27 protein-coding genes and 1 pseudogene are annotated in these 24843 nt (G+C 59.7%); 13 read left to right on the top strand and 15 right to left on the bottom strand.

Features of this window, described 5'->3' with window-relative positions; translation table 11 throughout:
* Nucleotides 1-54: 54 nt before the first annotated feature.
* A complete protein-coding gene (gene hmpA / locus RGV59_RS00205) occupies nt 55-1236 on the top strand; it encodes an NO-inducible flavohemoprotein (RefSeq protein ID WP_126586649.1) in 1182 nt (393 codons plus the stop codon).
* Here the strand turns inward: hmpA and RGV59_RS00200 are convergent.
* Both RGV59_RS00200 and RGV59_RS00195 read right to left on the bottom strand, forming a co-directional pair.
* Nucleotides 1166-1996, bottom strand: coding sequence for a hypothetical protein (locus RGV59_RS00200; protein WP_322247150.1), 831 nt, complete (start codon nt 1994-1996; stop codon nt 1166-1168). The two genes, hmpA and RGV59_RS00200, sit on opposite strands and share 71 nt — an antisense overlap.
* Before the next feature lie 34 nt (nt 1997-2030).
* Nucleotides 2031-2660: a hypothetical protein gene (locus RGV59_RS00195; RefSeq protein ID WP_322247149.1), complete on the bottom strand. Its 630-nt coding sequence runs from the start codon at nt 2658-2660 to the stop codon at nt 2031-2033.
* 110 nt (nt 2661-2770) lie between these two features.
* Between RGV59_RS00195 and RGV59_RS00190 the strand changes: the two genes are divergently transcribed.
* Nucleotides 2771-3277 (top strand): disulfide bond formation protein B, encoded by a 507-nt coding sequence (locus tag RGV59_RS00190; RefSeq protein WP_017846721.1) that lies wholly within the window; start codon nt 2771-2773, stop codon nt 3275-3277.
* Between the two features lie 473 nt (nt 3278-3750).
* Here RGV59_RS00190 and RGV59_RS00185 read toward each other — a convergent pair.
* Nucleotides 3751-4040: pseudogene (locus tag RGV59_RS00185) on the bottom strand (hypothetical protein).
* 27 nt (nt 4041-4067) lie between these two features.
* Between RGV59_RS00185 and cyoA the strand changes: the two are divergent.
* From cyoA to RGV59_RS00155, 6 genes are all read left to right on the top strand, one after another.
* On the top strand, nt 4068-5009 hold the full coding sequence (gene cyoA, locus RGV59_RS00180) for a ubiquinol oxidase subunit II (RefSeq protein WP_026139992.1): 942 nt from the start codon (nt 4068-4070) through the stop codon (nt 5007-5009).
* Nucleotides 5010-5012: 3 nt separating this feature from the next.
* A complete protein-coding gene (gene cyoB, locus RGV59_RS00175; protein WP_017846723.1) occupies nt 5013-7031 on the top strand; it encodes a cytochrome o ubiquinol oxidase subunit I in 2019 nt (672 codons plus the stop codon).
* 3 nt (nt 7032-7034) lie between these two features.
* The gene (locus tag RGV59_RS00170; protein ID WP_017846724.1) at nt 7035-7661 is read left to right on the top strand and encodes a cytochrome o ubiquinol oxidase subunit III; all 627 of its coding nucleotides are present in this window, start codon (nt 7035-7037) and stop codon (nt 7659-7661) included.
* Nucleotides 7661-7996, top strand: a complete 336-nt coding sequence (gene cyoD, locus RGV59_RS00165) for a cytochrome o ubiquinol oxidase subunit IV (protein ID WP_017846725.1) — start codon at nt 7661-7663, stop codon at nt 7994-7996. The genes RGV59_RS00170 and cyoD overlap by 1 nt, the downstream gene beginning before the upstream one ends.
* A gap of 11 nt (nt 7997-8007) precedes the next feature.
* Nucleotides 8008-8895, top strand: a complete 888-nt coding sequence (cyoE, locus tag RGV59_RS00160; protein ID WP_017846726.1) for a heme o synthase — start codon at nt 8008-8010, stop codon at nt 8893-8895.
* A gap of 148 nt (nt 8896-9043) precedes the next feature.
* A complete protein-coding gene (locus tag RGV59_RS00155; RefSeq protein ID WP_126586647.1) occupies nt 9044-10138 on the top strand; it encodes a pyridoxal phosphate-dependent aminotransferase in 1095 nt (364 codons plus the stop codon).
* A 59-nt stretch (nt 10139-10197) separates the two neighbouring features.
* Here RGV59_RS00155 and RGV59_RS00150 read toward each other — a convergent pair whose 3' ends face one another.
* From RGV59_RS00150 to RGV59_RS00140, 3 genes are all read right to left on the bottom strand, one after another.
* Nucleotides 10198-10914 (bottom strand): hypothetical protein, encoded by a 717-nt coding sequence (locus RGV59_RS00150; RefSeq protein ID WP_126586645.1) that lies wholly within the window; start codon nt 10912-10914, stop codon nt 10198-10200.
* Nucleotides 10915-11206: 292 nt separating this feature from the next.
* Nucleotides 11207-11284 carry a type II toxin-antitoxin system YoeB family toxin gene (locus RGV59_RS00145; RefSeq protein ID WP_141123716.1) on the bottom strand — a complete coding sequence of 26 codons (78 nt, stop codon included), beginning with the start codon at nt 11282-11284 and terminating at the stop codon, nt 11207-11209.
* Nucleotides 11251-11484: a type II toxin-antitoxin system Phd/YefM family antitoxin gene (locus RGV59_RS00140; protein WP_227778728.1), complete on the bottom strand. Its 234-nt coding sequence runs from the start codon at nt 11482-11484 to the stop codon at nt 11251-11253. Before RGV59_RS00140 ends, RGV59_RS00145 begins: the two co-directional genes overlap by 34 nt.
* Before the next feature lie 229 nt (nt 11485-11713).
* Between RGV59_RS00140 and RGV59_RS00135 the strand changes: the two genes are divergently transcribed.
* Nucleotides 11714-13738 (top strand): c-type cytochrome, encoded by a 2025-nt coding sequence (locus tag RGV59_RS00135; protein ID WP_126586643.1) that lies wholly within the window; start codon nt 11714-11716, stop codon nt 13736-13738.
* On the opposite strand, the gene RGV59_RS00130 is transcribed toward RGV59_RS00135, so the two are convergent.
* The 5 genes from RGV59_RS00130 to RGV59_RS00110 all read right to left on the bottom strand — a co-directional run bounded on the left by RGV59_RS00130 (nt 13735) and on the right by RGV59_RS00110 (nt 19062).
* Nucleotides 13735-14985, bottom strand: coding sequence for an aspartate aminotransferase family protein (locus RGV59_RS00130; protein ID WP_126586641.1), 1251 nt, complete (start codon nt 14983-14985; stop codon nt 13735-13737). The two genes, RGV59_RS00135 and RGV59_RS00130, sit on opposite strands and share 4 nt — an antisense overlap.
* A gap of 143 nt (nt 14986-15128) precedes the next feature.
* Nucleotides 15129-16130, bottom strand: a complete 1002-nt coding sequence (locus RGV59_RS00125; RefSeq protein ID WP_102618909.1) for a diguanylate cyclase domain-containing protein — start codon at nt 16128-16130, stop codon at nt 15129-15131.
* A gap of 134 nt (nt 16131-16264) precedes the next feature.
* A complete protein-coding gene (locus tag RGV59_RS00120) occupies nt 16265-18160 on the bottom strand; it encodes an alkaline phosphatase D family protein (protein WP_126586639.1) in 1896 nt (631 codons plus the stop codon).
* A gap of 123 nt (nt 18161-18283) precedes the next feature.
* Entirely contained in the window at nt 18284-18478 is a 195-nt protein-coding gene (locus RGV59_RS00115) for a hypothetical protein (RefSeq protein ID WP_017846734.1), read from the bottom strand.
* Nucleotides 18479-18681: 203 nt separating this feature from the next.
* Nucleotides 18682-19062: a response regulator gene (locus tag RGV59_RS00110; RefSeq protein WP_017846735.1), complete on the bottom strand. Its 381-nt coding sequence runs from the start codon at nt 19060-19062 to the stop codon at nt 18682-18684.
* A 181-nt stretch (nt 19063-19243) separates the two neighbouring features.
* On the opposite strand from RGV59_RS00110, the gene RGV59_RS00105 reads away from it, so the two are divergent.
* Nucleotides 19244-19585 carry a demethoxyubiquinone hydroxylase family protein gene (locus tag RGV59_RS00105; protein WP_231589867.1) on the top strand — a complete coding sequence of 114 codons (342 nt, stop codon included), beginning with the start codon at nt 19244-19246 and terminating at the stop codon, nt 19583-19585.
* 42 nt (nt 19586-19627) lie between these two features.
* Nucleotides 19628-20005 carry a c-type cytochrome gene (locus RGV59_RS00100; RefSeq protein ID WP_017846737.1) on the top strand — a complete coding sequence of 126 codons (378 nt, stop codon included), beginning with the start codon at nt 19628-19630 and terminating at the stop codon, nt 20003-20005.
* Nucleotides 20006-20416: 411 nt separating this feature from the next.
* On the opposite strand, the gene RGV59_RS00095 is transcribed toward RGV59_RS00100, so the two are convergent.
* Together RGV59_RS00095 and RGV59_RS00090 are read right to left on the bottom strand one after the other, a co-directional pair.
* Nucleotides 20417-20929: a type VI secretion system amidase effector protein Tae4 gene (locus RGV59_RS00095; RefSeq protein WP_079444668.1), complete on the bottom strand. Its 513-nt coding sequence runs from the start codon at nt 20927-20929 to the stop codon at nt 20417-20419.
* 200 nt (nt 20930-21129) lie between these two features.
* Complete coding sequence (locus RGV59_RS00090; RefSeq protein ID WP_102617293.1) at nt 21130-21501, bottom strand: PH domain-containing protein; 372 nt, start codon at nt 21499-21501, stop codon at nt 21130-21132.
* Nucleotides 21502-21667: 166 nt separating this feature from the next.
* Here RGV59_RS00090 and RGV59_RS00085 point away from each other — a divergent pair, with 166 nt between their 5' ends.
* Entirely contained in the window at nt 21668-22303 is a 636-nt protein-coding gene (locus RGV59_RS00085) for a LysE family translocator (protein WP_102617294.1), read from the top strand.
* A 44-nt stretch (nt 22304-22347) separates the two neighbouring features.
* Here RGV59_RS00085 and RGV59_RS00080 read toward each other — a convergent pair whose 3' ends face one another.
* Entirely contained in the window at nt 22348-22677 is a 330-nt protein-coding gene (locus RGV59_RS00080; protein WP_017846741.1) for a hypothetical protein, read from the bottom strand.
* Between the two features lie 368 nt (nt 22678-23045).
* Complete coding sequence (locus RGV59_RS00075; RefSeq protein ID WP_260473894.1) at nt 23046-23369, bottom strand: hypothetical protein; 324 nt, start codon at nt 23367-23369, stop codon at nt 23046-23048.
* 313 nt (nt 23370-23682) lie between these two features.
* On the opposite strand from RGV59_RS00075, the gene RGV59_RS00070 reads away from it, so the two are divergent.
* On the top strand, nt 23683-24570 hold the full coding sequence (locus RGV59_RS00070; RefSeq protein WP_126586635.1) for a LysR substrate-binding domain-containing protein: 888 nt from the start codon (nt 23683-23685) through the stop codon (nt 24568-24570).
* Nucleotides 24571-24843 lie beyond the last annotated feature (273 nt).

The following is a 24843-nucleotide window of genomic DNA, read 5'->3' as shown; positions in this document are numbered from 1 at the left end:
TGGCATGAATACTGAGTACTCCAAGGTAATCAGTAAAGAAGCCCAGGAGGCTCCATGCTTAGTGCCCAAGACCGTGCCATCATCAAATCCACCGTGCCCCTGCTGGAAAGCGGCGGCGAAGCGCTGATCACCCATTTCTACCGCATGATGCTCTCCGAGTACCCGGAGGTGCGCCCGCTGTTCAACCAGGCGCACCAGGTCAGCGGCGACCAGCCCCGTGCCCTGGCCAATGGTGTGTTGATGTATGCACGACATATCGACCAGTTGGATCAACTGGGTGATCTGGTGGCGAAGATCATCAACAAACACGTGGCCTTGCAGATCCTGCCGGAACATTACCCGATCGTGGGGGCCTGCCTGCTGCGTGCGATTTCCGAAGTGTTGGGCAGCGAGATTGCCACTCCCGAGGTGATGAGCGCCTGGGGCGCGGCCTACGGTCAGTTGGCGGACATCCTGATCGGCGCCGAAGCTGCGATCTATGACGAGAAAGCCCAGGCGCCGGGCGGCTGGCGGGGTGCGCGGCCGTTCAAGCTGGTCAAGCGCATGGAGGAAAGTGCCGAAATCACGTCCTTCTATTTCGCCCCGCTGGACAACGGCCCGATCCTCGCCGCCGAGCCCGGTCAGTACATTGGTATGACGCTGCTGCTCGATGGCGAAGAAGTGCGCCGCAACTATTCCTTGTCGGCCCTCAGCGATGCCGGCCAATACCGCATCAGCGTCAAGCGTGAAGCCGGTGGGCGGGTGTCCAACTACCTGCATGATCAATTGCAGGTCGGCGCGACGATCGACCTGTTCCCGCCAGCGGGCGAGTTCACCCTGGCCGCCAGCGATAAACCGCTGGTGCTGATCAGCGGCGGGGTGGGCATCACGCCAACACTGCCGATGCTCGAAGCGGCCCTGGCCACCCAGCGCCCGGTGCATTTTATCCACTGCGCGCGTAACGGCGGGGTGCATGCCTTTCGGGAATGGGTCGACGCCCTGGCGGCCAAGCATCCGCAGCTCAAGCGCTTCTACTGCTATGACGAGGACGATGGCGTGAGCCCGGCAGGCGACACCGTGGGCCTGCTGAGCCAGGAACAACTGGCGGCGTGGTTGCCTGAGCAGCGCGACCTGGATGCGTACTTCCTCGGCCCTAAAGGCTTCATGGCCGCAATCAAGCGCCACCTCAAGGCCTTGGGCGTACCCGAAAAACAAAGCCGCTACGAATTCTTCGGCCCGGCCGCCGCCCTCGAATAACCCCCCCCACACACACACCTGTAGGAGCGAGCTTGCTCGCGAAAAACTCAAAGACACCGCGTTCATCCAGGATGCACGCGTTATCGTTGACGTTCTTCGCGAGCAAGCTCGCTCCTACAAGTGGCGTATTAAACGCCACCTCAAGGCCTTGGGCGTCCCCGAAAAACAAAGCCGCTACGAATTCTTCGGCCCAGCCGCCGCCCTCGAATAACCCCCCCACACACACCCATACACCTGTAGGAGCGAGCTTGCTCGCGAAAAACTCAAAGACACCGCGTTCATCCAGGATGCACGCGTTATCGTTGACGTTCTTCGCGAGCAAGCTCGCTCCTACAAGTGGCGTATTAAGCGCCACCTCAAGGCCATGGGCGTACCCAAAAAACAAAGCCGCTACGAATTCTTCGGCCCGCCCCGCCCTCGAATAACCCCCCCCACACCCATACACCCATACACCTGTAGGAGCGAGCTTGCTCGCGAAAAACTCAAAGACGCCACGTTCATCCAGGATGCACGCGTTATCGTTGACGTTCTTCGCGAGCAAGCTCGCTCCTACAAGTGGCGTATTAATCGCCACCTCAAGGCCTTGGGCGTCCCCGAAAAACAAAGCCGCTACGAATTCTTCGGCCCAGCCGCCGCCCTCGAATAACCCCCCACACACATACACCCATACACCTGTAGGAGCGAGCTTGCTCGCGAAAAACTCAAAGACGCCACGTTCATCCAGGATGCACGCGTTATCGTTGACGTTCTTCGCGAGCAAGCTCGCTCCTACAAGTGGCGTATTAAACGCCACCTCAAGGCCTTGGGCGTCCCCGAAAAACAAAGCCGCTACGAATTCTTCGGCCCAGCCGCCGCCCTCGAATAACCCCCCCCCCCACACACATACACACACATACACCTGTAGGAGCGAGCTTGCTCGCGAAAAACTCAAAGACGCCACGTTCATCCAGGATGCACGCGTTATCGTTGACGTTCTTCGCGAGCAAGCTCGCTCCTACAAGTGGCGTATTAAACGCCACCTCAAGGCCTTGGGCGTCCCCGAAAAACAAAGCCGCTACGAATTCTTCGGCCCAGCCGCCGCCCTCGAATAACCCCCCCACACACACCCATACACCTGTAGGAGCGAGCTTGCTCGCGAAAAACTCAAAGACACCGCGTTCATCCAGGATGCACGCGTTATCGTTGACGTTCTTCGCGAGCAAGCTCGCTCCTACAAGTGGCGTATTAAACGCCACCTCAAGGCCTTGGGCGTACCCGAAAAACAAAGCCGCTACGAATTCTTCGGCCCGCCCGCCGCCCTCGAATAACCCCCCCACACCCATACACCCACATACACCTGTAGGAGCGAGCTTGCTCGCGAAAAACTCAAAGACACCGCGTTCATCCAGGATGCACGCGTTATCGTTGACGTTCTTCGCGAGCAAGCTCGCTCCTACAAGTGGCGTATTAATCCGCCGTTAACCCCCTTCTGTTTAAACCACTCTCTGTGTGTAAACTTGCCGCCACAGGCACAACCAAACAAAGGGATACGGAGATGAGTGACGAATTGCGTTTAGGCAGGGAGCGGCGCTTTCTGGTGTTGCTGGGCATCATCTGCCTGGCGCTGATCGGCGGTGCGCTGTACATGCAGGTGGTGTTGGGCGAAGCGCCGTGCCCGCTGTGTATCCTGCAGCGCTATGCCTTGCTGTTGATTGCCGTTTTTGCGTTTATTGGTGCGGCTATGCGCAACAAAGGGGCGATCACGCTGTTTGAAGGGTTGGTGGTGCTCAGTGCCTTGGGCGGTGTGGCGGCTGCCGGTCACCATGTGTACACCCAGTTCTTCCCCGAGGTCAGTTGCGGCGTGGATGTGCTGCAACCGATCGTTGACGGCCTGCCCCTGGCCAAGGTGTTTCCGCTGGTCTTCCAGGTCGACGGCTTCTGCAGCACGCCGTACCCGCCGGTGCTCGGTCTGTCGCTGGCGCAGTGGGCGCTGGTGGCGTTCGTGCTGACGGTGATCCTGGTGCCCCTGGGCATCTACCGCAATCGCCAACGCAAAGCCTGAGCCATTAATTGAAACGCCCCGGCCTTTCTTAAAGGAAAGCCGGGGCGTTTTTGTTTGTAGGGAATTTTGAAGGGACAGTGACGCGGGACAATTTTGACGACGCGCAGTGTGCGACATGTTGTCACACAGGCGCTGTCGCTGGGCGTTTCCGAGCCGTCACAACGCCGCTTGAATTTACCCATGGCCGTTAATGTGTGCTGTCAGTTCATCGTTTGAGCAACACCGCGAATAGCGCGCCGTTCGCGGCTTTCGGTGGTCAGCGAGTGCCCTGTTTTATGGGGGCTTGGAGCGCTTTTTCAGGCCCTTACGGCGGGTAAGGGGTGTGGCAGTTTGCCCTATAACACGGCATTTTTTGTGGTTTTTGTTGAGAATCCAACGCGATAAGATCGCGAACCTTTGCAAAATAGGTGAAGGATTATTGCTGGAATCGATAAAAATTATTTCTTTATAAGTCATGGTTTATACATCGCTAGCTAACTACAATCGCCCGCACTGAATGTCCGGTGCTGTTCAATATTTGAGCATTGGAGCGGTCGAGGGGCAGATGGATGGCTCTGTGCGACCCCAGGTTCCGGCAGCCTTTCAACTATCCGCACCAAATGGAATTGGTCTGTAACAAGGCCTTTAACCACGAAATCGAATAAGAACTCACCGCAGGTCCGCGAACCGTCCAATCAGGGCGCACGGGCAGGCTCTTATTCAATCGAAGAGAAATGCCAACCCTTGGCAGGGTGAAGTGTTGGCGATCAAAACCCAACTGCATTGCGCAAGCTGCTTTAGAGGTCGTGAGATGAGTAAAAACAGGTACCCCCGATTACTAGGCTTTTTGCCGCTGCTTGGCATGATGTTAATGCTGGGAGGCTGCAAGTGGTCCTTGCTCGACCCAAAAGGACAGGTCGGTCTGGATGAACGCAACCTGATCATCACTGCCACCCTGCTGATGTTGCTGGTCGTGGTCCCTGTGATCATCATGACCTTCGCCTTCGCCTGGAAATACCGCGCGTCGAACACCAAGGCGACTTACGCGCCGAAGTGGTCGCACTCCACCAAGATTGAAATCGCGGTGTGGCTGGTTCCGATCCTCATCATCATTGCCCTGGGTTATGTGACCTACAAGTCCACCCACGCGCTGGACCCGTACCGTCCGCTGGACTCCGAGGTCAAGCCGATCAACATCGAAGTGGTCGCGCTGGACTGGAAGTGGCTGTTCATCTACCCGGACCTGGGTATCGCCACCGTCAACAAGATCGTGTTCCCGGAACATACCCCGGTTAACTTCAAGATCACCTCCGACACTGTGATGAACTCGTTCTTCATCCCAGGCCTGGGTGGCCAGATCTACGCGATGGCCGGCATGCAGACCAAGCTGCACCTGATCGCCAACCAGAAAGCTGAAATGGACGGCATCTCCGCCAACTATAGCGGCGCAGGTTTCACCGGCATGAAATTCAAAGCGATCTCGACGAGCCAGGAAGAATTCGACGCCTGGGTAGCCGAAGTCAAGGCCGCACCTAAACAGCTTGATCAAGCTGAATACGAAGCCCTTGCCAAACCAAGCCAGAACAACCCAGTCGCGCTGTACTCCACTTACACGCCTGACCTGTTTCAGAAAGTCGTCGACAAGTACGAAGGCATGAAACCAGGCAAGCCGGTCAAGCACGAGAAGAAAGAAGTGGCTGCGGTTGAAGGTTCTGACACGGGCTCGCATTCAACTGCTGGGGCAGAGGAGTAAACGATGTTTGGTAAATTAAGTTGGGATGCGGTCCCGTTCCACGAGCCGATTGTGATGATTACCATCGCCATGATCGCGCTGGGTGGTCTGGCACTGGTTGGGGGTATCACTTACTTCAAGAAGTGGACCTACTTGTGGACTGAGTGGCTGACTTCGGTCGACCACAAGAAAATCGGTGTGATGTACATCGTCGTTGCCATGGTCATGCTGCTGCGTGGTTTTGCCGACGCCATCATGATGCGTACCCAGTTGGCCATGGCCACTGAGGGCGCGCCAGGCTACCTGCCGCCTGAACACTATGACCAGATCTTCACCGCTCACGGTGTGATCATGATCATCTTCATGGCGATGCCTTTCTTCACCGGCCTGATGAACCTTGCAGTGCCGCTGCAGATCGGTGCCCGCGACGTTGCCTACCCGTTCCTGAACTCCCTGAGCTTCTGGCTGCTGGTGTCTGGCGTGGTGCTGATCAACGTGTCCCTGGGCGTCGGCGAATTCGCCAAGACCGGTTGGGTTGCGTATCCGCCATTGTCGGGCCTGAAATACAGTCCGGGCGTGGGTGTGGACTACTACATCTGGGCGCTACAGTTATCAGGGCTCGGGACGACGCTGACGGGGGTCAACTTCCTGGCCACCGTGCTGAAAATGCGCGCCCCTGGCATGAAGATGATGGACATGCCGATCTTCACCTGGACCTGCACCTGGGCCAACGTGCTGATCGTGGCTTCGTTCCCGATCCTCACCGCTACGCTGGCACTGCTGTCGCTTGACCGTTACCTGGATTTCCACATTTTCACCAACGAACTTGGTGGCAATCCAATGATGTACGTGAACCTGTTCTGGGCATGGGGTCACCCTGAGGTGTACATCCTGATCCTGCCAGCGTTCGGTATCTTCTCCGAAGTGATCTCGACCTTTACCGGCAAGCGCCTGTTCGGTCACCACTCGATGGTCTACGCCTCCGGTGCGATCTCGGTACTGGGCTTCATGGTGTGGCTGCACCACTTCTTCACCATGGGTTCGGGGGCCAGCGTCAACGCCTTCTTCGGCCTGGCGACGATGCTGATTTCGATCCCGACGGGGGTGAAGCTATTCAACTGGCTGTTCACCATCTACCACGGCCGTCTGCGTATGACCAGCCAGGTCGTGTGGACACTGGGCTTCATGGTGACCTTCGCCATCGGCGGTATGACCGGCGTACTGCTGGCCATCCCGGGTGCTGACTTCGTGCTGCACAACAGCTTGTTCGTGATCGCTCACTTCCACAACGTGATCATCGGCGGTGCGGTATTCGGTTACATCGCTGGTTTCAGCTTCTTCTTCCCGAAAGCGTTCGGCTTCAAGTTGCACGACGGTTGGGGCAAGGCTGCATTCTGGTTCTGGATCTCGGGCTTCTTCGTCGCGTTCATGCCGCTCTATGCACTGGGCTTCATGGGCATGACCCGTCGTCTGAACGCCACCACCAACCCTGAGTGGGTGCCGTACCTGTACGTCGCCATGGTCGGTGCGGTGCTGATCGCGGCGGGTATCGCCTGCCAGCTGATCCAGCTGTATGTCAGCGTGCGTGACCGCAAGCAGAACATGTGCGAGTCGGGCGACCCATGGAACGGCCACACCCTGGAATGGTCGACTTCGTCGCCACCTCCGTTCTACAACTTCGCCGTGATTCCTACCGCGAACACCATCGATGCGTTCACCGAAGCCAAGGAAAACGGTACTGCGTACCAGCGGCCTAAGCACTACGAACCGATCCACATGCCAAACAACACCGCCACTGGCGTGGTGATGGGTGCGCTGTTGACCGTGTTCGGTTTCTCGATGATCTGGCACATCTGGTGGCTGGCAATCGTGAGCCTGGTGGGCACCATCGGCTACTTCATTGTCCACGCTGCACGTGATGATCAAGGCTACATGGTGCCGGTCGAAACGATCGAGCGCATCGAAGCCGAGCAGCACGCTCGCCTGGTGGCCGAGAAGAAGATCCCGGCCAACCGTGTAGAAACCTCGTTGGAACAGGCTTAAACCATGTCGAACTTAGTGACCAATGCTGGACACGCCCATGTCGATGACCATGGGCACGATGACCATCACCACGACTCGGGCCCGGTAACCGTCTACGGTTTCTGGCTCTACCTGATGACCGACTGCATCTTGTTTGCGTCGATCTTCGCGGTGTACGCGGTACTGGTAAACAACGTAGCGGGTGGCCCGGCGGGCCACGACATCTTCGAACTGCCTTACGTGCTCGGCGAAACCGCCTTGCTGTTGTTCAGTTCGATCACCTACGGCTTCGCCATGTTGTCCTTCTACAAGGGCAACAAGCAGGGCGTACTGACCTGGTTGGGCCTGACCTTCCTGTTCGGCCTGGGCTTCATCGGCATGGAGATCAACGAGTTCCACCTGCTGATCTCCGAAGGCTACGGCCCTAGCCGCAGCGGCTTCCTGTCGGCGTTCTTCACGCTGGTGGGGACCCACGGTCTGCACGTGACATCTGGCCTGATCTGGATGGCGATGATGATGTATCAGGTCAATAAACACGGCCTGACCAACACCAACAAGACTCGCCTGAACTGCCTGAGCCTGTTCTGGCACTTCCTGGATGTGGTCTGGATCTGCGTATTCACCGTCGTCTACTTGATGGGGACCCTGTAATGGCTAATGCACACTCCCATGACAGCCATGATGCGAGTCACGGCAGCGTAAAGACTTACGCTATCGGCTTCATCCTGTCGGTCATCCTGACCCTGATCCCGTTCGGCCTGGTGATGTACCCAACCTTGCCGAAGTCGATCACCTTGATGATCGTCCTGGCGTTCGCGGTGATTCAGGTCCTGGTTCACCTGGTGTACTTCCTGCACCTGGACCGCTCCGAGGCCCAGCGCGAGAACGTGATTGCGTTCGTGTTCGCAGGCCTGGTGATCGTTCTGCTGGTTGGTCTGTCGCTGTGGATCATGTTCAGCATCCACACCTACATGATGGCGAAGTGAGGTAAGACCCGATGTCGCTTAAGCACTTTATCCAAATCACCAAACCGGGGATCATTTTCGGTAACGTGCTTTCTGTGGCAGGCGGCTTCTTCCTGGCCTCCAAGGGACATGTCGATCTGGCCATCTTCCTGGCCGCCATGATCGGCACGTCCCTGGTGGTAGCTTCCGGTTGTGTGTTCAACAACTGCATCGACCGCGACATCGATATCAAGATGGAACGCACCAAGAATCGCGTGCTGGTCCAGGGCCTTATCTCCCTGAAACTGGCACTGCTGTTCGCGACCGTCCTGGGTGTTGCCGGCGTGGTGTTGTTGTACAAGGTGGCCAACCCGTTGGCGGCACTGTTTGCCGTGATCGGCTTTGTCATTTATGTCGGCCTCTACAGCCTGTACCTCAAGCGCAAGTCGGTTCACGGCACGCTGGTGGGCAGTCTGTCGGGGGCGATGCCGCCGGTGATTGGTTATGTGGCTGTGACCAATAGCTTCGACATGGCCGCGCTGGTGCTGCTGGTGATGTTCAGCCTGTGGCAGATGCCGCATTCCTATGCCATCGCGATCTTCCGTTTCAACGACTACCTGGCTGCGTCGATTCCGGTTCTGCCGGTCAAGCGCGGCATCCAGGTGGCGAAGAAACACATCCTGCTGTACATCCTGGCCTTCCTCGTGGCGACCTTGATGTTGACCTTCAGTGGCTACGCCGGCATGAGCTACCTTGCCGTCGCCGCCGCCATGGGCATGTACTGGTTGTACATGGCCTGGACCGGTTACAAGGCGGTGGACGACACCGTGTGGGCACGCAAGCTGTTCGTGTTCTCGATCTTCACCATCACCGCGCTCAGCGTGATGATGTCCCTGGATTTCCAGGTGCCGAGAGAGCTGTTGCTGACCTACGCGCCCTGAGTGGTTCCAAGCAGTGAACAAGCCCCGCCTTCGTGAGAAGTGCGGGGCTTTTTCTTGGGCGCGAGATTAAATCGGCCGGCGCCTTTCTCGTTATACCTCACTGTACGAGCTGTGCGAATCCATTACCCGCGTACAAGGAGTTGTCACCATGGTCAGCGTTAGTCGTCGGTCCCTTCTCGCCTTGGGCGCGGCCTTGCCCTTGCTCGGGCGCCTGGACTGGGCAGTCGCCAGCCCACCGCCGGCAAAGGCTGAGAAGGTGCGGCTCAACTATAACGAAAGCCCCTACGGCCCCTCGGGCGCCGCCCGCGAGGCGATGCAGGGCGCGATTGCCACGGCCGGGCGTTATCCCTACGGCCACATGTATGCGCTGGCCGCGTTGTTTGCCCGGCAGCAGGGGATTGCCGAAGCACAGGTGGCGGTGTTTTCCGGTTCCATGGCGGCGCTGCGCTACGCGGTGTTGGCGTTTACCGGCGAAAGCCGCGGCCTGGTGATGGCCACGCCGTCCTACGAGGTGCCGCGCCAAGCGGCCGAGGCGAGCGGGGCGCCGGTGCATGAAGTGAGCCTCACGGCCGAGCACGCCCACGACATCCCCGCGATGCTCGCCGCCGATCCCCAGGCGGGCATGCTCTACCTGTGCAACCCGAATAACCCCACCGGTACCCTGACGTCCACCGAGGCCATCCGCCACGCGCTGGCGAACAAACCCCAAGGCAGCGTGCTGGTGGTGGACGAGGCGTACATCGACTTCGCCGACGCTCCCAGCTGTGTCAGTTGGGTCAAGGAACACGACGACCTGCTGGTGTTGCGCACCTTCTCGAAAATCTACGGCATGGCCGGCGCGCGCGTGGGCCTGGCGATCGGCGCCCCGGCGTTGTTGGCACGCCTCGCGGTGTTCGGGGGCGATAACGTCCCTGCCGGCAGCGGTTTGCTCGGCGCGCAGGCCAGCCTCGAAGACGTCAAGCTGTTGCCGCAACGCAAGGCCCTGAACGCGCAACTGCGCGAGGAGACCGTCGCCTGGCTCAAGGCCCGCGGGTTCACCTGCACGCTGTCGCAGAGCAACTGCTTCATGATCGACGTGAAGCAACCGGCGGAGCAGGTGATCGAGAAACTGGCCGCGCAAGGTGTGATGATCGGCCGCGTATGGAAGAGTTGGCCGCAGTGGGTGCGGGTGACGGTGGGGAACAAGCACGAGATGGAGCGGTTTCGCGAGGTGTTTGCGGCGCAGGTCCAGCGCAGCGTTTAACCCAATACAAAACCAATGTGGGAGGGAGCAATCCCCCTCCCACATTGGGTTCTGCGGTACTACTGCTGCGCGATGCTGTACCCATCGAACGCGGTCTGCTGCTGCAACGCCGTGATCACGCTCTTGCGGCTCAATGGCTGTTCGGCGCCGGCGTTATCCACAAAGCTCTCGACTTCCAGCTCGGCGTCATCGCCTTCACCCACGAAGCTGAAACCCAGGAACTCGAACGCTTCACGGTCGACATTGAGCTTCGAGCGCGGCGTGCGCAGCGGCAGGGTGACGCTGATGCCATCCTTGCTGATCACAAACACTTCGGCGTCTTTCTTCGGCCGCGCGGCCTTGCCCTTGCCGGCGCTCGGGTTGCTGATGGCCTGGTGGGACTGGTTCAACACCTTGAGGGCCAGGCCGTAGACCAGCTCCTGAAACTCCGGGTCGTCCTTGAAGCTGGACAGGATGCGGCTGATCGAGAACTTGCTGCTCAGGTCTTCCAGGGCGATGTTGTCGGCGGCTTCGGCGTCCTTGAGCTGCTTGAGCTGGCCCATCAGGTCGTAGGCCTTGTCGTCGTCGAAGGCATCGTGGGCCTGGCGGATGGCCACGCGCAACTCGCGGATCTGGTCGCTTTCCTTGGAGGTGTGGAACGCGTCCAGCACCATCTCGCTGATGATCTTGGCCGCTGGCACATGCTGTGAAAGATTGATGGCGTTTTCGTATTCAGCTTTGGATTGCAAGGCGACTACGGATTCTTCGGCGGATTCAGCGGTGTAGGAATCGGGCATTGAAATTTCACTACTTCAGTAAACAGGGACAAAAAAGCGTCGGGCATTTTCGGCGGGGAGGGGAGGCAGGTCAAGGCAGCACAATGCCCTTATTGCGACGCAACGCGGCCAGCGCCCGCAAAACAGACCTACGGTCAACCCGCATGCCCAACAGGCTGCCGATGACCATGCCGCCCGCCCAGGCGCCGCTCGACAGTATCGACGGTGCCAGCGCCAGTGTGCTTCCCTGCAGAAAAGCGTCGGATGTTTTCAGGCGCGGACCAGGGCCGTCGGCTTCAACAGGTATTCCCCGTTAATAGTGATAACGACACATCAAGACCTGAGTCTCATCATCCTCTATGCCATAGACCAAGCGATGTTCGGCGGTGATTCGCCGAGACCAGAAGCCACTGAGGTTGTATTTGAGTGGTTCGGGGCCGTCTCTTCAAGGGCATTGAATTCCGATAGCGAGATCATCACCACGGGCTCACCTTTTTGCCGGGTGAGCAGCAACGGGATGTGATCGTCATTGACCCGATCCATTGTCTCGGAGAGATGGGCACGGGCATTGGTGTAGTTGATTGTTTCCATGGGTATGTCCTCGCTTGATGGTACGAAACGTCCAGAAATACGTACATGTGTTCAAGGGGTTCCTTATCAACGGTCAATGGGTGGCACCCTTACGGTTTGAGCCTGACCCACATCAAAACCCCGCAGCGCTAAACCCGTTACAACACAAAGGTCTGATGAACCCATAAAAACGACAACGGACCTGCGCCGAGGGGGCTTCCCCACGCGAGGTCATTAAAGGACTAATGCAATGGCGCTTTCTCTGTCACGCCTGGCCTTGCTGGGAGCGACGTTTGGTCTGACGCTACCCCTGCACGCCAATTCCGCCGATACCGCACTGATCGAACACGGCAAATATGTCGCGCAATTGGGCGACTGCATTGCCTGCCACACCGCCAAGCCAGGCAACGCGATGGCCGGCGGGCTGGAGCTGAGCACGCCGATGGGCACGATCTATTCGAGCAATATCACGCCGGACCGCGAGACCGGTATTGGCGCCTACAGCTTCGAACAGTTCGACCGGGTCATGCGTGAAGGTGTCACACCTGCGGGTATGAACCTGTACCCGGCGATGCCGTATCCGTCCTACGCCAAGATGAGCGAGGAGGACATGCGCGCCTTGTACGCCTACCTGATGCAAGGCGTGGAACCCGTGCGGCAGGCCAACCTCGAGGCGGACATGGGCTTCCCGTTCAACCAGCGCTGGGGCCTGGCCTTGTGGAACTTCGCCTTTCTCGACAAGCAAGCGTTCCAGCCCGACCCCGGCCGTGACGCGCAGCTCAACCGTGGCGCGTATCTGGTCCAGGGCCTGGGCCACTGCGGCTCCTGTCATACCCCGCGGGGCATCGCCTTCCAGGAAAAGGCCATGAGCGACGACGGGCGCGGCGGCCAGCATTACCTGGCCGGCGAAACCGTCGAGCATTGGCGCGCCCTGAGCCTGCGCAACCTGTGGACCGTGGAAGACACCGTGCAACTGCTCAAGACCGGGCAGAACCGTTTTGCCACCGTCGCCGGCAACATGGCCGATGTGATTCACCACAGCACCCAGCATTTCAGCGACGACGACCTGACCGCGATTGCCCGCTATCTGAAATCCCTGCCGCCCGGCCCGGACGATCTGCCGATGCCGTCGGTGGCCCGCGCACTGGCCGCGCCGCCCGCCGACCTGTTCACCAGCCGTGGCGGCCTGGGTTATATGCAGTTCTGCAGCGACTGCCACCGCAGTGATGGCGCGGGGGTGAAAGGCTTGTTCCCGCCGTTGGCCGGCAACCCGAGCATCGTCTCGAACGACCCGACATCCCTGCTGCACATCACCCTCACCGGTTGGGAGACCGCACAAACGGCCACTCACCCACGGGTCTACACCATGCCCGGGTTTGCCCGGCTGGCGGACCAGGAGGTCGCTGAAATCCTCAGTTTCGTTCGCACGCGCTGGGGCAACCAGGGCACGTCGATCAGCGCCGCGCAGGTCAAGACATTGCGCGATCAGCTCAACCCGGCCACGACCGACTCCTCCACTTTCGAAACCCCGCGCCTGGCCGACCTGCTCGCGGCGCCGAACGCCGACCAGGTGGTGCGCGGCATGCGCCTGCACCTGCAAACCAAGGCATTGCTGCCCGACAACGTCGGCAACGCGCTCAATTGCACCAGTTGCCACCTCAACGCCGGCACCGTGGCGGACGGTTCGCCCTTCGTCGGCGTGTCGGCCTTCTTCCCCAGCTATGCACCGCGCGCGGGCAAGGTGGTGAGCCTGGAAGAACGCATCAACGGCTGCTTCCGGCGCTCGATGAACGGCAAACCGTTGCCGCCGCAATCGGCGGATATGCAGGCGATGGTCGCGTACTTCGACTGGATGAAGAACAACACCCGCCCCGAAGACAAGGTGGCCGGGCGCGGTGTAGGCAAGGTCGACCCGGCGATCAAACCGGACCTGGCCAATGGCAAGGCGGTCTACGCCAAGCAATGCGCGGTGTGCCATGGTGACAACGGTGAGGGCCTGGCGCGTGCCGACGGCGAGCGGGTGTACCCGCCGCTGTGGGGCGACCAGTCGTTCAATATCGGCGCCGGCATGGCACGCACCTACACGGCGGCGGCGTTCGTCAAACGCAACATGCCGATCGGCTTCCACGAGCAGTTCCCGTTGGGCCAGGGCGGTTTGTCCGACCAGGAAGCGGTGGACGTCGCGGCGTATTTCTCGGGGCAACCTCGCCCGGACTTCCCGGACAAGGTCAAAGACTGGCCCAACGGCGGCAAGCCGGTGGATGCGCGTTACTAGTCCAGTTGCTTGAGGCACGCCTGGAGGATGTCCAGGCCTTCCTCCAACACCGCCGGCTCAATGGTCAGCGGTGCCAGTAAGCGGACGATGTGCCGCGACTTGCCGCTGGGCATCAGCAGCAAGCCGGCGTCCCGCGCCAGGCTCAGCAACTGGCTCAGTTGCTGGGGCGCGGGCGTGCCGTCGGCGTGGGCCAACTCGATGCCACGCATGGCGCCGACGCCGGTCAGTCGGCCCAGGTAAGGCGACAGGCGTTGCGCGCGCCAGGTTTCGTAGCGGCGCAGGATGGCCTCTTCCTGTCGCGCGCCCCAGGTCTGCAACTGTGCATCCGTCATCACCTCCAGGGTGGCCAACGCCGCCGCGCAGGCGATGGGATTGCCCGAATATGTGCCGCCCAGCCCGCCTTTGGGCAGGTTGTCGAGTAACGCCTTGCGCCCCACCACAGCACCCAACGGCACACCGCCGGCGATGCTTTTGCCGAGCAGGATCAAGTCCGGCGTTATGCCCAGGCGCGAGAAGGCAAAACGTTGCCCGGTGCGGCCGAAACCGGACTGAATTTCATCGGCGATCAGCAGGATGTTTTTCTCATCGCAGAAGCGGCGGAGGGCCTGGGCGAACGCGATATCCAGCGCGAGGAAGCCGCCTTCACCCTGCACCGGCTCAATGATGAAGCAGGCTACATCGTTGACGTCGATTTCCACGCTGAACAAGCGGTCCATAGCCTTCAGCGCTTCGGCGCAGGTCACGCCGTTATCGGCGCTGGGGTAGGGCAGGTGATACACCGGGCCCGGCAGGACACCGACTTTTTGCTTGTAGGGCGCGACCTTGCCATTCAGGTTGAGGGTGGCGAGGGTGCGGCCGTGGAAGGCGCCGTCGAAGGCGATCACCGCGGAGCGGCCGGTGGCGCCGCGCACGATCTTCAGGGCGTTTTCCGCGGCTTCCGCACCGCTGTTGGTGAGCATCCCGCTGACCGGGTAGTCCACCGGGATAAATGCACTCAGACGATCCATCAGCTCGATGTAAGGCCTGTGCGGAGCGGCGTTGAAGGCGTAGTGGGTCAGTTGGGTCGCCTGCTGGCGAATCGCCTCGACCACCGCCGGGTGGCAGTGCCCGAGGTTGAGCACGCCGATGCCGCCGACAAAGTCGATGTAGCGCTTGCCCGCGGTGTCCCAGACTTCGGCGTTCTTGCCGTGGCTGAGGCTGATGGGGTGGACGATGGAAATCGACTGGCTGATGGTTTCGCGGCTCATGAATCTCGGACTCGGCAGTGGCGGGCGTCTTTTTATCTAAGCCGTGAGCCGGGCCGGGCCGCAAACGAAATAAAGTCGCCGGGTCATTCCAAATCGGAAGGAGCGCTTGCCAAGCAGCCGTTCGGGGCCACAAACCCGCGCATTCATTCCGAGACGATGTCTTTCCCCGCCGCCTTGGAGCGATACAACGCCTGATCGGCCCGCGCCATCAGGGCGGCGGGGGCTTCACCCGCATGACGCTCCACCACCCCCAGGCTCAGGGTGATTTTGAAGTCGCCCACGGTGGGTACTTCGCTCATGCTTTGGCGAATGCGCTCGGCCAGGTTTTTTGCGCTCTCCAGGGTGCTTTTGGGCAGTACCACCACGAACTCATCGCCACCCCAGCGCGCGAGCAAGTCACCGGGGCGCACACAGGCCTCCAGGCTCTCCACGACGCTCATCAGGGTCTGGTCGCCGACGCCGTGGCCGTGTCGATCATTGATCGGCTTGAAGTCATCGATATCCATGGCGACCAGGGCCAACGGCAGGCGAAAGCGTTGGGCGCGCTCGCATTCGTCCAGCAGCACTTTCTCCAGGCGATAACGGTTGGCCACGCGGGTCAGGGCGTCACGCTCGGCCAGGGAGCGGTTCTCGTCCAGTTGCAACTGCAGTTGCTGGTTGACCCGCGACAACTCGCGTGTGCGTTCGGCAACCAAGGCTTCAAGGGATTGGTTGCGCCGTTCGAGCTGTTCGATCGCGCACTTGCGCGTATTGATGTCGCGATGGGCGCCGACCATGCGCGCTACCGAGCCGTCGAGGTTACGCGCAACCACATAGCCGCGGTCTTCGATCCACAGGTAGCTGCCGTCTTCTTTGCGGCAACGGTATTCGGTTTGGTAATAGGGCGAGCGACGGTTGATGTAGTCATCGAACACCGTCATCACGCGGGGGTAGTCATCGGGGTGGATGATGTTCTCCCAGGTGAACACGCTGTTCTCCAGGGAGTGGCGGGGGTAACCGAGCATTTCGTACCAGCCCGGGTTGCGATAAACGAACCCCGTATTCGCGTTCCAGTCCCAGACCCCGTCGCTGACCAGTTCAATGACGGCATGCAACATGTCCGCATTGAGGTCAGTTGACGGTTTGTTGCCGGATGTATCGTCCATGTGCGCGCTTCCTGCGTGGGCCCCAAGGCCGGTCAAATTGACGCCGATACTCCGTGGCTGGCGCTACTGTACAACGGGGCTTGCACGCTTTGAATAGAACGGCTGTGCCGCTGCCGAAGTGTGGCGATAGGCCATTATTTCGGCGCCAGCATCCTCGTCGGTGCCTTCCCATTGGCGTTGTGCTGGTAAATGGCCTCGGGCTGGCCTTGTTCGTTGAAAAATACCTGGCCGATCCCCGCCGAGTTCCACAAGCGTTCACCGGCTTCGGCGTGTTCCGGGATATGCGGCACCACCTGCATGGTGCGGCGGCGGGTGAACGAGTTGAGTGGGGAGCGCGGCGAGTAGAGCCAGCGGTTGAGGCGGTCGAACCATTCCAGCAGGCGCGGTGGGAATTCGTTCTTGATGCCGCTGCTGGTGATCTGCCAGAGCTTGGGGCCGGCGTTGCGATGGCGGATCAGCACTTCGTAGACGAACGAGTAATGCACGTCGCCCGAGAGGATGACGTAGTTACCCGGTGTGCGGGAGTGGCGGAAGATATTCAGGATCACCTGGGCGGCGCCGCGATGCGCCATCCAGTTCTCGGCGTCGACCAGCAGCGGGTAGCCGCACCAACTGAACACTTTTTGCACGGTCTCGATCAGCTTGACGCCAAAGATCGGCGCGGGGGAGACGATGATTGCCGACGGGTGGTCCAGCAGCGCTTGTTGCAGTTCGCTCAAGGCTTCCCAGTCCAGCAGGCCGGACGGTTGCTTGAGGTTGAATTCGCTGCGCCAGCGGCGGGTGCGGGTGTCGAGCACCACCAGCGCGGGGGTGGTCGGCAGCACGTAATGCCACTGTTGGAAGGCCAGCAGCGTGTCGATCAGTTGATCCTGCGCACTCGCGTTCAGGTGGTTGTGCTGTGCCTGGGCGACAAGCGCCTGGGTCTGGTTGATCAGCGGGCCAAATACCTGCGGCTGGTTGCCCCAGCCTTGGCACAGCAGGTAAGCCAGCAGCGCGTTACCGATGATGCGTTTGGAGAACGGATGGCCGTAGGCGGTTTCTTCCCACTGCGCGCTGAGGTTCCAGTCGTCGGTGATGTCGTGATCGTCGAAGATCATCAGCGTGGACAGATGGGCAAACACCCGCGCGACGCCGGGCAGGCCGTTGCGGAAGCGATCGATCTGCACCTGTTCGCGGGCATAACGCTGTTGCGCGTCGGCGCTCAGTTGCGGCGGCTGTGGCGCGATCAGCGTCCAGGGAGTGGGGGACCAGACCAACAAATACATGGCCATCACTTCGGCGAAGGTCACCAGGTGATTGTCGGCGGTGCTGCTGGTGAAAATCGGCTTCTTCACGCCGCCGAAGAAGCGCTCGCGCAAGGTCTCGTTGCTGTCCAGCGCGGGGAGCAGTTCGGCCCGCTGGTAATAGCTGGCGTGATGCCCGTAGAGGCTGGCGCTGTCGTCCACCACGGCGCCATCCAGGTATTCGTCGAACAGCCCCAGGCGCGCGATCAGCCCATGAATCGCCCGCAGCATCGGCCCGGCGACATCGTCGGCATACACCTGGTCGCCGCTCATCATCAACAATGCTGGGCGTTGGGCCGCGGTCTGGGCGTCGGCCAGCAGGCGATCGACGCACAGCAAGCCTTCGTCCGCCGGGTGATGGGGCTTGCGGCAGGAGCCGTGGACCAGTTGATGAATACGGCTATGCAGCACGAAACTCGGCGATTGCGCGTCGCAATAGAGCAGGTGCGCTGCCCAGTGGGCGATGCCGCGCCCGTCGATCAGCAGGTCATAGCCGATCAGCGCGTCCTGGGGCAGGGCCTCGTCCAACGGGATGTCGATCAAGTGGATAAAGGCCTGGCGCCCCACCGGCACGATTTGGCACTGGCCTTGGTCCAGCACGATGTCGCGGCTCTGTTCGGCGACGTGCAGCCTGAGGGTCAAAGGCAGTTGCCGCGTCCCCACCAGCCACATTACCAGGCGCTGCGGTTCAAGGCGCCGCAGCAGCGGGCCGGCGAGGACGTCGGGCAAGGTGCCGGCGTGAGGCATAGGGTTGAAAGCTCTGTGCAAGGGGGTAGCGAAGGTTAACCCGGCGGATGTCAGTATTGTGTTAAGGCCGGGCGGATCGAAAGAAGGAAGAGGCTGCAGGTCGGCAGCCTCTGGTTGGGCGCCTCAGATGATGTTTCCCCGACCCAGGCTGTCCAGCCCGCTCACGGGGCGGTCTTTTTTAGGCGACTGCTCGCCATTGACGCCAATGGCCGCTCCCTGAGGGGGCGTTTTTGAGGGGGAGTGGTGGTCTACCTGTGTGTTCAAGTAGGTCGGCAGAAACGAATTTTCGAAGTTCAGATGGCTGTAGAAAATATTCATCACGGTTTCCTCTGTAAGTTCGGTTTGCGGCGAACACTGTCGACGCGAACCGAACTTACAGCGGGTAAGAAGGCAGTCGCTATAAACCTATTGAGTCAAAACGAGACTACCCAGGAGTGGGAATCGTCATTCACCGTGGGCACCGTAAATCGGAGCCCACTGCCAGCCTGTCGTGACGTTGAGCAAAGTGAATCGCGACGCTATCAATGCATCGACGCGCCCTGCCGGGTCAGTGCGGTTTGTACGCATTCGAGCAGATGTTCGGTGCTCCACGGCTTGGGCAGGAAGCGTACCGATCCCCCCAGCTGCGCCGCCAGCCCGGTGTTACCGGACGTCAGCAGCACCGGCACCGACGGCCAGCGATGGGCCACCACTCGACTCAGGTCATAGCCGTTGAGTAAACCAGGCATCTGGATATCACTCACAATCAGGTCCACCGGGTCATCGGCCCGCTCCAGGTAGATCATGCCTTCATCCGCCGAAGGAAACGAGGTGACATGTGCGCCGAAGTCCTCCAGTACATCCACCATTAACGCGCGAATGATTTCGTCGTCTTCCAGCACTAAAATCGATGGCTGAGCCATGATCCTTACTCCACCATCAGGGTTCAGTAGGGTGGAGTGGGGCGGAGCGGATTAGGTTCGATCCGATATGCGCTGAGCGATGGATGGTCGTTTTGCGCGTCTAGGTTGCGCCTTTGCCGGGTGCTGCTGCACGATACCGGCGCTTTTCCACCCACCTCCGGTCCGCTTGCTTGAGGCCGAATTGCGACGACGGGGTTACCGCCGCTGTCGCAGTTACTGGCTATGCGGTCTCGGCGGCCTGGTACTGGGGCTGATCACCGGCCTGTGCGGCCGCAAAGCGATTGTTGCCACCACGGTTGCGGTCGAGAGTGTGGTCCTCAGGCACCTGGCCCATCAACTCCACACATTGCGTGACATCGACCCGCTGGCCGTGGCCGCGATTGCCTCGATCGTCGAGGAGGAACAGCACCACCATGATCACTCGGCCGCGCAGATCGAGCGGGACGACCCGTGGTTCAGGGCGCTGGCGCCGGTGGTGACAGCGTGGACCGAAGCGGTGATCTGGATGGGCATGCGTTCCTGACAAACCGGCATAATTACCCGTATCACCCGATGTGGAGCCCTTATGAAATACCGCGCGTTACTGACCTTCGTCCTGATCCTCAACACCGGCGCAGCCTGCGCCGCCGGCGATGCCGAAGCGGGTGGCAAGCTCTTCGCCAAAACCTGCGGCGGCTGCCATAGCATCGGCGAGGGCGCGCGCGGCGGCTTTGGCCCCGAACTCAACGGCATCATCGGCAGGCCAGCCGGCACCACTCCCGACTATCAGTATTCAGATGCGATGAAAAACTCCGGGGTGGTCTGGACCCGGGAAAAACTCGCGGCCTATATCGAGGCGCCGAAGAAGGTGGTGAGCGGCACGCGCATGATCTTCTGGGGTATCAGCGATCAGGAAAAGATCGACAACATCCTGGCCTACCTGGCGACGTTTCAACCTGAGTGATCGCCTGACCCCATGTGGGAGTTGTCGAGCCCCAGCGAGGCTGCGATGGGATCACCGCGTGACACCTGCCAGACCGCAGCGCCTGCATCGCAGCCTCGCTGGGGCTCGACAACTCCCACATAAAACCTGCGTCGTTCTGAAGCCCTTACACCGATAAGGACATCCCCTCAAATGTGGGCGCGGTGCATCAGCCCCGCCCCAAATACCTGCAATACCAAACCACCCCACCCACAACCGCACCCACAACAGTGACCCCGTTCCCCACCAACCAAATCCCAAAGTTCCGAGTCTGCTCCGCATCCCCCTCATAAAACGGCCCAAAGTACGCCGCCACCGCCATCACCACACCGTTAAACACCCCAACAGCGACGGCAACCACCAAAAACACGAACACGACCGCCTTACATACCTTCATATAACCCTCCAAAACCATATTTCCCTGGAGTCGTGATAATCCGAGAACGTCCCTTCGATCGAGAACCCCAACTGAATTCGCGGGTAGCTCAGCCAATCCGTTAATCGCCGTCCATTCCATAAATCAATGTGGTCACCACTGCGATTGCCAAACGTCTCATTCCTCCTGCGCCAAAAATCTTTGAAGAAGATGATGCCTTGCTGCCCGACCAACATATCCTCAAAGTCTTCAGGCTTTACCTTCTTTACGGGCTGTATACCAGGGATATTGGCGCTGCTTAATGCCTTGGCCATTTCCTCTGCGGCCAGTACGTGACCTTCACTTTTGGGGTGCTGCCAACAATAGCGCACCCCCCTTAATCTGCTTAGGTCGGCACCAGATCTGCGCAATGCCACGCCTAGATTGATCGCGCATTGATCGCTGAAATTTTTCGCGCCATTGGTTCGGCACGGGGCGGCGTCTCCGAAGATTTCCGGATGGTTTTTCCATAGCGTATAGAACGTCAGCATTCAGCATTTCCGTTGCGTTTTTTCGCGACCATAGCAAACGCTCTGCTGCTTAAGAGGGGGATCAGATAAAATCAGAACGGTCCTACTTGCCTGTCAGTTTTGATTGCAGGGTATAACTCACATGGCCCGTATCCATTGAATCAGCCGCGCATGCAGTAATAAGAGACCTTGGAACGCCAAGGTCTTTTTCTGCCCGCTGATCACGCCAGCAGGTGCCTGGAAATGATCCGCGAGATTTCAACAATCGAAGTCTTCCCCGTGAACTCGAATTTCACTTTCCCCAGTGACGAAAAGTAAATCTCCAACTCCGAATCCAGATCGAACGTCCCGGAGGTTTCCACCGAATACGCCACGATGTTTTTGTACGGCAGCGAGGTGAAGTCCTTCTTGCTGCCGGTAATCCCCTGCACGTTCACCGCGATGATGCGCTTGGTGGTGAAGACCACGCCGTCGCGCATGGCTTTGTAGGCATCGATCACTTCTTCGCCGTCCAGCAGCAGGGCGGCAACGCGTTCGGCGTATTCGTTGTTTTGCTTGAGTTTGAAGAAGCCTTTGTTGTTGAAGTCGATCATGTGCCTGTCCTGGGTGAGTGAGTCGGTAATCGTCAGCCGGTGTATGACGTTTTGCTCGTGGATCTGTATCTAACGCCCTGCTTTTCAACGCCCTACCATGGCGCCTGACACTGCAACGTCGGCGAAGGATTTCACGTCGGCAGAATAAAAATCCAGGAGCTAAACAATGCCCGATATGTCCAGCTTGTTTGCCTACGCGCTGATTTCACTCGGCATGGTGCTGACGCCCGGGCCGAACATGATTTACCTCATTTCCCGCTCGATTTGCCAGGGACGCATGGCCGGGATGATCTCCCTGGGCGGGGTGGCGTTGGGGTTTATCGTTTACATGCTGTGCGCGGCATTGGGTATCACCGCATTGGTGATGGCGGTTCCCTTGGCGTATGACGCGCTGCGGCTCGGCGGCGCGTTGTACCTGGTCTACCTGGCCTGGCAGGCGGTCAAACCGGGTGGTCGTTCGCCTTTTCAGGTGCGGGACCTGCCCCTGGATAGCCCGCGCAAGCTGTTCATGATGGGCTTTGTGACCAACCTGCTGAATCCTAAAGTCGCGGTGATGTACCTGTCGTTGCTGCCTCAGTTCATCGACCCGAACGGCCACGGCAGTGTGCTGACGCAATCCCTGGTGCTGGGCTTCACGCAGATTTTCATCAGCGTGAGCGTCAACGCAATGATTGCCATGATGGCGGGCTCCATCGCGGTGTTTTTCGTCACCCGGCCCGGTTGGCAGGTGGTGCAGCGCTGGCTGATGGGCTCGGTGCTGATGGGCTTGGCCGTGCGGATGGCGGTTGAAGGGCGGCGCTAACCGGGCATGCGCTTTTGGCCGCGGCGGGCACGCTGATCAGCGATTCACAGGATGTCTTTCAAATAGTCCTTGAGGGTGGTTAGCGGCGTGGGCAGTGCGTCGAGTTGATGGACGTTTTGCACGTCAGTCGCCAACCGCCGCAACTCCCGCCCCAGCACCGTGTGGGCGCCGCCCAATGCCTCCAGCGCCTGCACCACGCACTCCTCGATCTTGCGTTGAATCGCAGCCAAATCCCGCTGCCGTACCAGTAACCCAAACACTTCCCGCTCGTACCCGTCCATCACCAGATCGTCACGCAAGACCGGGCTGCCGCCGTCGGTCTCGTACACCAGTTTCAGTGCGAAGAGCGCAACCGCTTCCAGCGTCAATTCCATGGTCTCGCTTCCTCGGGTTTTGGTGGGGAGGGCGATGATCACTGTTCTGCGTCGGAAAAAAAAGACCCACGCGTCAGCGCTCCAGGATCAGCTCCACGCGGCGGGCGCGTGCAAAACCTAGATCAAGCGATAGGTGGGATACCGACCCGAAGTGGCCGCCCGAGAGGGGCTGCTTTCGATTGTGCAGAACGGACACATTTCTATGGTTCCCCAAACCGGGAGAAATCGGCTAAAAGCAGTCCGTCAGATTCGACCAGTAAATCAGGGGCGATTCAGACCACTGTTAGAACGATTATGCTTCGGCGCTTAAATATGGATTCCAATCCTGTGCCGGCCGGCAAGCCTCCAGTGATTTATGTCCGCGTGGCTCATGACAGTAACTGCATGGTCATTGCGCTATATACCTTCAGCCCCTGCAGATCGCTGGCCCTTGCTTGAGTGCAACCCAGTTTGGCCAGCCAACGGTGTGCAGGGTTCTTGTCCAACGCAACCGCGTGCAGCGCTACAGGTGTAAGGCCTAATCCAATCAGTACTTGAGGGCCTTGTTCACTGACCAACAGGAATTCGTCCACGCCTACGCCAACTGCCCGGTCCAGCCCGGCATAGAGGTTGCGCTTCCAATCAGTGATGTGCGACTGCCAACGGGCAAAATTGCCTCCCCCTTTTTGGCGGTACTCGTCGCTCTGCAACACGGCAAGCGTGTCGACTGAGTGCAGGGCCTAGGTAGGCCGGGCAATCGCCGCTCAAGGCTTTGAACCGCTGCGAGGAGCTGAATCCGCTCACCGAGATCAGCGCTGGCAGTTTTTCCAGGCTGTAAAACGCATTCCACTCAGCTTCGCTGGCGGGGTCAGCGTAGTTGCATTCGACTGTATAAATCATCATGTCACTTCGTTGGTTGATGTTTCATCATGCTAGTGACACGGTAATGAGCCATAAAACGACTTTTCGGCACTCTTCAGTGATTAAACATCAAGGTGGAGGCCTTGACTTGAACCAGGAATGCCCATGCGTCGAAAGCTCCCGAGTAACGCTGCCCTGATGGCCTATGAAGCCGCAGCCCGGCATGGCAGTTTCGCCCGTGCCGCAGACGAGTTGGCCCTGACTGAAGGCGCCATCAGCCGGCAGATAGGCCGTCTGGAGGCGTTTCTGGGGGTCACGTTATTCGAGCGTGTTGGCAACCGCGTGCGGCTCTTGCCCAACGGTGAGCGCTACGCGGCCCAAGTGCGCGAACTACTCGACCGGCTCGACAGGGACAGCCAGTATTTGATGGGCCAGCCCAGCGACGGCGCCAGCCTGGATATCGCCGTCAGCCCAACCTTTGCCCTGCGCTGGCTAATTCCGCGGTTGGCCGGCTTTGGCCAGCAACACCCGAATATCTGCGTACACCTCTCGGAACGTATGGAACCGTTCGTGCTCGCCGGCAGCGGTTTCGATGCCGCCATCCATTTTGAGCACCCGGCGTGGACAGGCATGCAGACGCACTGCCTGTTGAACGAAGTGTTAATTCCGGTTTGTCACCCTGGCCTGCTGAAGCCGGGCAAGCAGGCAACGGCTCTGGATTCATTGCCGCGATTACACCGACGACAGAACCCGGATGCCTGGCAGCGTTACGCCCAGCAAACCGGGATTGTCCTGAGCAACGCCGCGATGGGCGCGCGTTACGATTTGCATGCGATGCTGATCGAAGCCGCGCTGGCGGGGCTCGGCGTGGCACTCGTACCGCGCCTGTACGTGGAAGCCGAACTGGCGCAAGGCCGGCTGGTCGCGCCATGGCCACAAGAGAAGAATGTCGCCAAGGCCTTTTGCCTCGTGCTACCCGAACCGCTTGAACTGAGCCGCGCGCCCATCCAGGTATTTGCGCGTTGGCTGTTGGAGGAAGCGCAGGTTAAGTAGGGGATGCGGTGGGGCCTGTACCGGATTGGTTCAGACGCTGAGCGACTCAGAACTTCACATTGAAACCGGCATGCATCAGCGTGGTCGATGGCCACGCTGGGCATTAGGTCGAAATTCACGGTATCGCCGAACGCTTCATTGATCCGCGCGCCATTGAGATAAACCGCCAGCCCCTTTGGAGTTCCTTATTCCTGGCGGGATAAATGCGTCAACGTCTGTTTGCAAAACCACGACCTATTAGTAGGGAGTTAAGACTTTTGGATGAGTTGAAGG

It is taken from the genome of Pseudomonas sp. FG1 (assembly GCF_034313875.1).
Lineage (GTDB): Bacteria > Pseudomonadota > Gammaproteobacteria > Pseudomonadales > Pseudomonadaceae > Aquipseudomonas > Aquipseudomonas veronii.
The sequence above is the reverse complement of the archived record's forward strand: the minus strand, read 5'-3'. Positions and strand labels throughout refer to the sequence as shown.